The sequence below is a fragment of the Roseobacter sp. TSBP12 genome (assembly GCF_009129705.1).
Classification (GTDB): Bacteria; Pseudomonadota; Alphaproteobacteria; order Rhodobacterales; family Rhodobacteraceae; genus Celeribacter; species Celeribacter baekdonensis_A.
On the sequence record NZ_PYIB01000040.1, the window covers coordinates 61,360 to 69,454 of the forward strand.

Here is an 8,095-nt window from a genome sequence, read left to right on the forward strand (position 1 = left end):
AAGCGCCATAGGGGAGAGGAATGATGCAACAGGTTGTGATCAGTGGGACCGGGGTGTTTACGCCGCCCTATGCCATCTCCAACGACGAACTCGTCGCCTCCTTTAACGCCTATGTCGAGCTTTATAATGCCGAAAACGCCGATGCAATCGCGGCGGGAACGGTGGAGGCCAAGGCTCCGTCTTCGTCCGGGTTCATCACCGCTGCGTCCGGTATTGAATCTCGCTACGTGATGGAGAAGGAAGGGGTTTTGGACCCGACCCGGATGTGTCCGCGCTATGCGCCGCGCGCCGATGATGCCCCGTCGATGATGGCGGAAATGGCATTGGATGCGGCGACCAAGGCGCTTGATATGGCGGGTGTTGTTGCCGCAGACATTGACCTGATCATCTGTGCTGCTTCCAATATGGAACGCGCCTACCCGGCGATGGGCGTTGAAATTCAACAGATTTTGGGTGCGGGCGGCTTTGCCTTTGACATGAATGTCGCGTGTTCGTCGGCCACGTTCGGGATACAGGCCGCGACTGATATGATCCGTGCTGGCTCTGTCAGACGTGCCTTGGTGATCTGTCCGGAAATCACCTCCGGGCATTTGGAATGGCGTGACCGCGATTGTCATTTTATTTTTGGCGATGTCGCCACCGCTGTGGTGCTCGAAGCTGAGGACGTGGTACAAAACCCGCTGTTCAAACTGCGCTCGACCCGCTGTGCGACGCAATTCTCAAACAACATCCGCAACAACATGGGCTTTTTGCGTCGGGCGCATGATCAAATGGACGACCGCCGCGACATGCAGTTCATGCAAAACGGCCGCAAGGTGTTCAAAGAGGTGTTGCCCATGGTGTCGCATCATATTGCGCAGCATATGGAGGACGAGGGCCTGGATCCGACCGCGCTCAAACGTCTTTGGCTGCATCAGGCCAATAAGGCGATGAATGATTACATCGGCAAAAAGGTTCTGGGCCGGGTCCCAGAGCCGGGCGAGCAACCCAATATTTTGCAGGACTACGCCAACACCTCCTCGGCGGGGTCGATCATTGCCTTTGCCAAACATTCGGATGGGATGGCGTCGGGCGATCTGGGGCTGATCTGTTCGTTTGGCGCGGGTTATTCGGTCGGCTCTGTGGTGGTGGAAAAGGTCTGAGACCGTTTCCGTTTTTCCCTTTGCTCTGCCGTCTGGTCTTTGGCCACTTTGGGTTTGGTGAGGCGAAACCCCGCGGCCCAAAGTTCGCAAATCATCAGAGTGGCCTCTTCGAAACAGCGCGATGACAGGTCTTGCAGTTCGGGTTCGTGCCAGCCCGACAGGTCGGCGGCAACGGTGGTCAGAGCAAAGACGGTTTGCAGCGGGTCAGGTGGGTTTGGACCAGATAAAAGCCCACGCACCACAGTGCCCGGGTTTTGGCGGTCAAACACCAGTTGCTGAATGATTGTCTCCTCCAGCTTGTCCTGCTCTTCACTCGTACCCACTGCCTGCGGCCCGATTCCTCGTAAATACCTGATAAGATTAGACGCTGGGTATGAGTCGGACCAAGACATTGTTTCGCTATTGGTAACTGCGTGCGACCAAAAAGCAAAATTAGGTGGATTTGTCTCATGCGACAGCATCTAGAGGGTGGGATGTGTCTGAGCGTGTTGTGAGAAGACATGAAAAAGGCGCCCATGGGGGACGCCTTTCACGATAGACAAAGTAAGGTCACCCTCGCGCGGCTTAGGCCTGCGGAATGATCAACATCTGGCCCGGATAGATTTTGTCCGGGTGTGACAACATCGGTTTGTTGGCTTCAAAGATTTCGGTGTAGCGGCTGCCGTTGCCAAGGGTTGTGGCGGCGATGGCCCAAAGCGTATCGCCCTTTTTCACTTCGTGAAACACTGGATCGGCACCCGCAATCGTGTCTTCGACCGAGGCGATGCCTTCGATGTTGCCCGCGGCCATGATGATTTTCTCTTTGGTTTCCTGAGACAGAGCGGTGCCACCCAAGACAACCTTGTCGCCATCCACGGCCACGTCGATGCCATCCGCCTGAAGGCCAAGTGCCGCGATTTCGGCCAACAGGTCATCCGCGTTCGGCTTGTCTTCTTCTTTCTTAAAGACCTTCTTGCCGGCGCCTTTTACAAAATTCCAGATCCCCATACCCAACTCCTATGTTTCAGGTGGTTTTACCAAGTATCAGCGGTTCGTGACAAAATGAAAACGGGAAATCCGCGTGTTATTCCCCGTTTGTGAATTGCAACTTGGCCAAGCGCGCATAAAGCCCGCCTTCGGCGACAAGCGCCTCGTGGGTGCCCATGGCAACGATCTGGCCATCTTCGAACACCAAAATGCGGTCGGCCTTTTTCACCGTGGCCAAACGGTGCGCCACGATCAAGGTGGTGCGGGTGCGGGCCATATCTTCGACCGCTTTTTGCACGGCTTGTTCGCTCTCGGCATCAAGCGCAGAGGTGGCTTCGTCCAACAACAGGATCGGCGCGTCGCGCAGGATCGCGCGAGCGATGGCGACCCGTTGCTTTTGCCCGCCCGACAACATGATGCCGCGCTCGCCCAGATAGCTGTCGTAGCCCTCGGGCAGTTTGGCGATGAAATCGTCAGCGGCTGCGGCTTTGGCCGCTTTGATGACTTGCTCCATTGTGGCGTCAGGACGGCCAAAGCGGATATTGTCGGCGGCAGAGGCGGCAAAGATCACCGGGTCTTGCGGCACAAGCGCGAGATGCTGGCGGAAATCGGAGCGCAGCATCTCAGAGATCGGCATCCCGTCGATGGAGATCACGCCTTGTTGCGGATCATAAAACCGTTGAAGCAATTGAATAATCGTCGATTTCCCGGCTCCCGAGGGACCCACAAGCGCCACGGTTTCTCCGGGTTTGATGTCAAAAGACACGCCATTCAAGGCCGGGCTGTTGGGCCGTGACGGGTAAAAGAACCGCACATCGTCAAAGGAAATCGCGCCTTTGGCGGGGGTTGGGAAAGGTTTGGGATCGGCCGGGTCATGGACCGGGTCGTCGGAGGAGAGCAGTTCGATCAGCCGTTCGGTCGCACCCGCGGCACGCTGCAATTCGCCCCAAATCTCAGACAAGGCCCCGGAGGCCCCGGCGACCATGATGGCGTAGATCACGAATTGCACCAGCTCACCAATGGACATGACATCATTGCGCACATCGCGCGCGCCGATCCAAAGCACACCAACCACGCCGGAAAAAATCAGCGCGATGACGATCACGGTCATCACGGCGCGGGTTTTGATCCGGGTGTGGGCGGCAGTGAAGCTTTTCTCCGTGACCTCGTCAAACCGGGCGGCCTGTGGGTCTTCGGCGGTGAAGGATTGCACCGTTTGTGCCGATAAAAGCGCCTCGGAGGCGGTGCCCGACGAAGACGCGATCCAATCCTGGTTCTCGCGCGACAACACCCGGAGGCGGCGACCCAGGACGATGATTGGGATGATCACGACGGGCACGATCAACAGGACGAGTCCGGTGAGTTTGGCTGACGTGAACAGCATCAATGCCAAACCACCGATCATGATCAAAGTGTTGCGCAGCGCGACAGAGATCGACGAGCCGATGACGGACAGGATCAGCGTGGTGTCGGTGGTGATCCTTGAGAGCACCTCGCCGGTCATGATCTTTTCATAGAACGCCGGCGACATGCGGATCATCCGGTCAAACACGGATTTGCGAATGTCGGCGACGACGCGTTCACCCAAGCGGGTGACAAGATAATAGCGCATCCCGGTGCCAAGGGCCAAAAGCCCGGCGATCATCAAGGCCGCGCCAAAATATTTGTCCAACAACAACCCGCCCGCCTCTTGGAACCCATCGACCACGCGGCGCACGGCGACGGGCAGGATCAGGGAAATACAGGCCGTGAGGACGAGGGCGGCAAAGGCCGCGCTCATCAGGCGCTTATAGGGTTTGATAAAGGGCCAAAGCTCGGCGAGCGCGCCAACCCGTTTCGATTTTTCACGCTCTGCTGCGTCTGTAAGGGTGCGGTCAGCGGCCATGCTTTATCCTTTTGTCCCGTGACAGTCGTGGGGGTGTTCGACAGATAGACCCCCGCGCCGGGCCGCGCAACCGCTGCCAAGTGTGGAAAAGGGCGACGACTGTGTGAACTGCGACAATGGCGTGAGATAGGTGGAGTTTGCGGATATATCGGGAAAAGCTGATGCATCAGCCGGGCTATCGGGTTGCATCACGAGGTGTGATGTGTTCGTTTAGGGCCACGCTCCGCCGGCTCGTGCCTCGGGGCCTCTATATATGAGTGTGTCACGGGAGTGGTTTTGTACACATTATATATAGGGGCGTGCTCTGGGTGCTCTTTCATGGGCTACGAACGGCAAGCGCGGAGAAATCGCCCAATTCGGGGTGGTGGCCGGTCCGAGGGACGCGTTCGTTCGCGTCTGGCCGGGGAACACACACGAAGTAAGCGGGGGTCCCCCTTATGACTAATACTAAATTTTTTGCGGCCAGTGTATTGGCACTCGGCACCATGGCCGGCGGCGCTTTCGCGGCTGAGGACTGTGGTGATCTCAAAGTGGCAGAGTTCAACTGGGCGTCGGGCGAGTTGATGGCCAACGTTGATGCCATCATCCTTGAAGAAGGCTTTGGGTGTGACGTTGAACTGGTCAACGGTGGCACCAACACATTGTTTGCCTCGATGAATGAAAAAGGCGAACCGCAGATCGCGCCAGAACTTTGGACCAATGCGGTGCGCGAACCTTTGGCGAAAGCGGTCGAAGACGGTCGTATGATCAAACTGCTTGATGGCCCGATCACGGGTCTGGGCGAGGGCTGGTGGGTGACACCGTCTTTTGCCGCCGAGCACCCGGAACTCGATACGGTTGAAAAGCTGATCGAACACCCGGAGCTGTTCCCCTACTCTGAGGACAAAAGCAAAGGTGCCTTTATGGGCTGCCCGTCGGGGTGGGGCTGTCAGCCCGCCAACGCCAATATGTTCCGCGCCTTTGACATGGAAGAAAAAGGCTGGGTTCTGGTCGATCCGGGGTCTGCCGCAGGTCTCGAAGGCTCCATCGCGAAAGCGGCCGAGCGTGAGCAGTCGTGGTTTGGCTACTACTGGAACCCGACCGCGGTGATCGGCAAATACAAACTGGTGCCTTTGGCGTTTGAAACCGAATGGGCGGGGTCTGAGAACTGGGACGGATGTATCGTGAAATCCGAATCCGAGTGTATGGATCCGAAGCCGTCGAGCTGGACCAAATCCGAAGTGTCGACGGTTGTCACCGCCGATGTGCCGGACATTGCGCCGGAGAGCGTTCTCACCTATCTCAAATCCCGCGTTTTCCCCGGTGAGGTGATGAACGAGATGTTGGTCTACATGACCGACAACCAAGCGATTGGTGAAGATGCCGCATATGAGTTCCTCGCGAAGCATGAAGACGTGTGGACCCAGTGGGTGACCCCTGAGGTGGCCGAAAAGGTCAAGGACGCGCTTTAAGTCCGCGTTTGAAGGATATCGAGGGCCTGCAACTTGGTTGCGGGCCCTTCTTCCATATATAAGGAACACACATATGCTGGAGTTTTTAACAGAATTCCCTTCTCTTGGCCGACAGGATTTGTCGTCATTCAAGCAGGGGATTGATGAAGGATTTCGCACCTTTTCGCGCGCCAATGGCGAGGCGATCGAGGCCTTCTTCAATCCCCTTCTTCAATTCCTCATCTGGTTTGAGGATGTTTTAACCGGCGCGCCATGGCCGCTGGTCATTTTGGTGATCGCCGCGCTGACATGGTTTGGCGCGCGCAGTTGGAAAATCACCACGGGTGCTGTCATCTCGCTTTTGCTGATCGGCATCTTTGGGATGTGGGAAGACACCATGTCCACCTTGGCGATGATCACGGTGGCCACCTCTTTATGTGTGGCGTTGGGCATTCCCATCGGTGTATTGATGTCGCGCAGTGATCGGGCGCAGTCGCTTGTCACCCCGATCCTCGATGTGATGCAGACGATCCCGTCCTTCGTCTATCTTATTCCGGTCGTCATGCTTTTGGGCATCGGTAAGGTGCCGGGGCTGATCGCCGTGTGCATCTACGCCATTCCGCCCATCGTGCGTTTGACCAATCTGGGCATTCGTTTGGTGGACCGCGATGTGATGGAGGCGGCGGAGGCCTTTGGCGCGTCCAGCCGCGAGAAACTCTTTGGCGTGCAAATCCCCCTGGCTTTGCCGAACATCTTTGCGGGCGTGAATCAAACCATCATGATGGCACTCTCCATGGTGGTGATCGCGTCGATGATTGGCGTGCATGGCCTTGGCACACAGGTGCTGCGTGCTATTGGCAACCAATATCTTGCCTTGGGCCTGATGAATGGCCTCGCCATTGTCGCTTTGGCGATTATTTTCGACCGCGTCAGCCAGACTTACGGCAAGCGCTTGCAAGCATATCGGGAGACGGGGCATGGCTGAGGTTCATATGACAGAGGCGGTGCCGCGTGCGGATGCGGGTGAAGACGCCCCGAAGGTCCGCATCAAAGGGCTCTATAAAATCTTTGGGGAAATGCCCGAAGCTGTGTTGGAGCATGTTTGCGCCGGGATGAGCAAACCCGAACTGATGGACCTTCACAATCATGCGTTGGGACTCAATGACATCAACCTCGATATCCCGGCGCGTAAGATTCAAGTGATCATGGGCCTGTCGGGATCGGGGAAATCCACCTTGATCCGTCACCTCAATCGGCTGATCGAACCGACCGCCGGGGAGATTTGGGTCGATGGCGAGAATGTTCTGGCCATGGATGACAAACAGTTGCGTGATCTGCGTCGGTTTAAAATGTCGATGGTGTTTCAGAAATTCGGCCTCTTGCCTCATCGCACAGTGTTGGAAAACGCGATGTATGGGCTGGAGATCCAAGGCGTGCAAGCCAAAGAAGCAGAGGAACGGGCGCGCAAATGGTTGGATCGGGTCGGTCTGGCCGGGTTTGAGGATCAATACCCTTCACAGCTCTCCGGTGGTCAACAACAGCGCGTGGGTCTGGCTCGTGCCTTGGCGACCGATGCGGACATCCTGTTGATGGACGAAGCCTTTTCGGCGCTTGATCCTCTGATCCGCACCGATATGCAGTCGATCCTGTTGGAGCTGCAAGAGGAGTTGCATAAGACCATCATCTTTATCACCCACGATTTGGATGAGGCGCTCAACATCGGCGATCGGATCGCGATCCTGCGGGATGGCGAGATCATCCAGTCCGGCGATCCGCAAGCGATCATCATGAACCCGGCCGATGATTACATCACCGATTTCATCAAGGATGTGAACCGTGCCAAGGTCGTGCGCATTCGTTCGATCATGAAAGCCCCGGCGAACTCTCAAGGCAAACCTGTGTTGACCACGGATTCGATCGAAGACGCGCTGCCGAAGCTGCACAGATCGCCAAGCAAGTGTTGTCCGGTGCAGCGGCCCGATGGCACGGTCTGCGGCAATGTCACCATTGATGCGGCGATTGAGGCGCTCAAAGCCCCGGAGAGCGAAGGGGATGACGTGCGGTACGCCTGAGCGCGCACATATATATGTATAGGAAGACGGGCGGGGGAGACCTCGCCCTTTTTTATGCGAACACATGTGATGGTCTTTGGGGACAGATTGGTTTGGCAGCCTTTGGTAAAGGCACTCTTAAAATATCCGCGCAACGACAGTGGTGATGTCTATGACAGTGCGGCTGATCTTGCAGGAGAATGTCGTGGCTACCTGTGACGCAGATGCGGAAGAGGGGCCCCCTACTTAAAGCCAATGGATGAGGCTTTCCCGGTTCCTGTGAACAACCAGATCATTGAATGAATCGCTCATCGCTTTCGTTTTGGCGACCCGGTGAGTCGCATCAGATGGTTTGCGAGTCGGGTGACTCGCCCGATTCACCCGCTGATTCACAAAATCACTCGCCTTACGTTGGGGCATGTTTGGGTGATTTGCACCTATGGGGCGAGTGATTTGCCGATTCACCTCGCAAACACCCTGAGAGGACTCGGTGATTCACCTGCGTATCGCCCCAAAAAGCCGAAATCAGCCTTCGCAGATGCAAAAAAATTATGCTGCATCGCCCATAAAATAAGGGGTTTCAGAGAAAATATCCGATCTTCTGTCATAAAACTGAAAAAA

At 56.5% G+C, this 8,095-nt stretch carries 7 protein-coding genes; 4 read left to right on the forward strand and 3 right to left on the reverse strand.

Features of this window, described 5'->3' with window-relative positions; translation table 11 throughout:
- Window positions 1–23: 23 nt before the first annotated feature.
- The gene (locus C8029_RS11610; RefSeq protein WP_152002939.1) at window positions 24–1,142 is read left to right on the forward strand and encodes a beta-ketoacyl-ACP synthase III; all 1,119 of its coding nucleotides are present in this window, start codon (window positions 24–26) and stop codon (window positions 1,140–1,142) included.
- Here the strand turns inward: C8029_RS11610 and C8029_RS11615 are convergent.
- The 3 genes from C8029_RS11615 to C8029_RS11625 form a co-directional block, all read right to left on the reverse strand.
- Complete coding sequence (locus C8029_RS11615) at window positions 1,106–1,465, reverse strand: hypothetical protein (protein WP_009573909.1); 360 nt, start codon at window positions 1,463–1,465, stop codon at window positions 1,106–1,108. The genes C8029_RS11610 and C8029_RS11615 overlap by 37 nt on opposite strands.
- Before the next feature lie 241 nt (window positions 1,466–1,706).
- Window positions 1,707–2,129, reverse strand: coding sequence for a peptidoglycan-binding protein LysM (gene lysM, locus C8029_RS11620; RefSeq protein WP_152002933.1), 423 nt, complete (start codon window positions 2,127–2,129; stop codon window positions 1,707–1,709).
- 76 nt (window positions 2,130–2,205) lie between these two features.
- Window positions 2,206–3,993: an ABC transporter transmembrane domain-containing protein gene (locus C8029_RS11625; protein ID WP_152002934.1), complete on the reverse strand. Its 1,788-nt coding sequence runs from the start codon at window positions 3,991–3,993 to the stop codon at window positions 2,206–2,208.
- Between the two features lie 437 nt (window positions 3,994–4,430).
- On the opposite strand from C8029_RS11625, the gene C8029_RS11630 reads away from it, so the two are divergent.
- The 3 genes from C8029_RS11630 (at window position 4,431) to C8029_RS11640 (ending at window position 7,495) form a co-directional block, all read left to right on the forward strand.
- Window positions 4,431–5,444 (forward strand): glycine betaine ABC transporter substrate-binding protein, encoded by a 1,014-nt coding sequence (locus C8029_RS11630; RefSeq protein ID WP_152002935.1) that lies wholly within the window; start codon window positions 4,431–4,433, stop codon window positions 5,442–5,444.
- Window positions 5,445–5,517: 73 nt separating this feature from the next.
- Window positions 5,518–6,408 carry an ABC transporter permease gene (locus C8029_RS11635; protein ID WP_152002936.1) on the forward strand — a complete coding sequence of 297 codons (891 nt, stop codon included), beginning with the start codon at window positions 5,518–5,520 and terminating at the stop codon, window positions 6,406–6,408.
- Window positions 6,401–7,495: a quaternary amine ABC transporter ATP-binding protein gene (locus C8029_RS11640; RefSeq protein WP_009573904.1), complete on the forward strand. Its 1,095-nt coding sequence runs from the start codon at window positions 6,401–6,403 to the stop codon at window positions 7,493–7,495. The genes C8029_RS11635 and C8029_RS11640 overlap by 8 nt, the downstream gene beginning before the upstream one ends.
- Window positions 7,496–8,095: the final 600 nt, after the last annotated feature.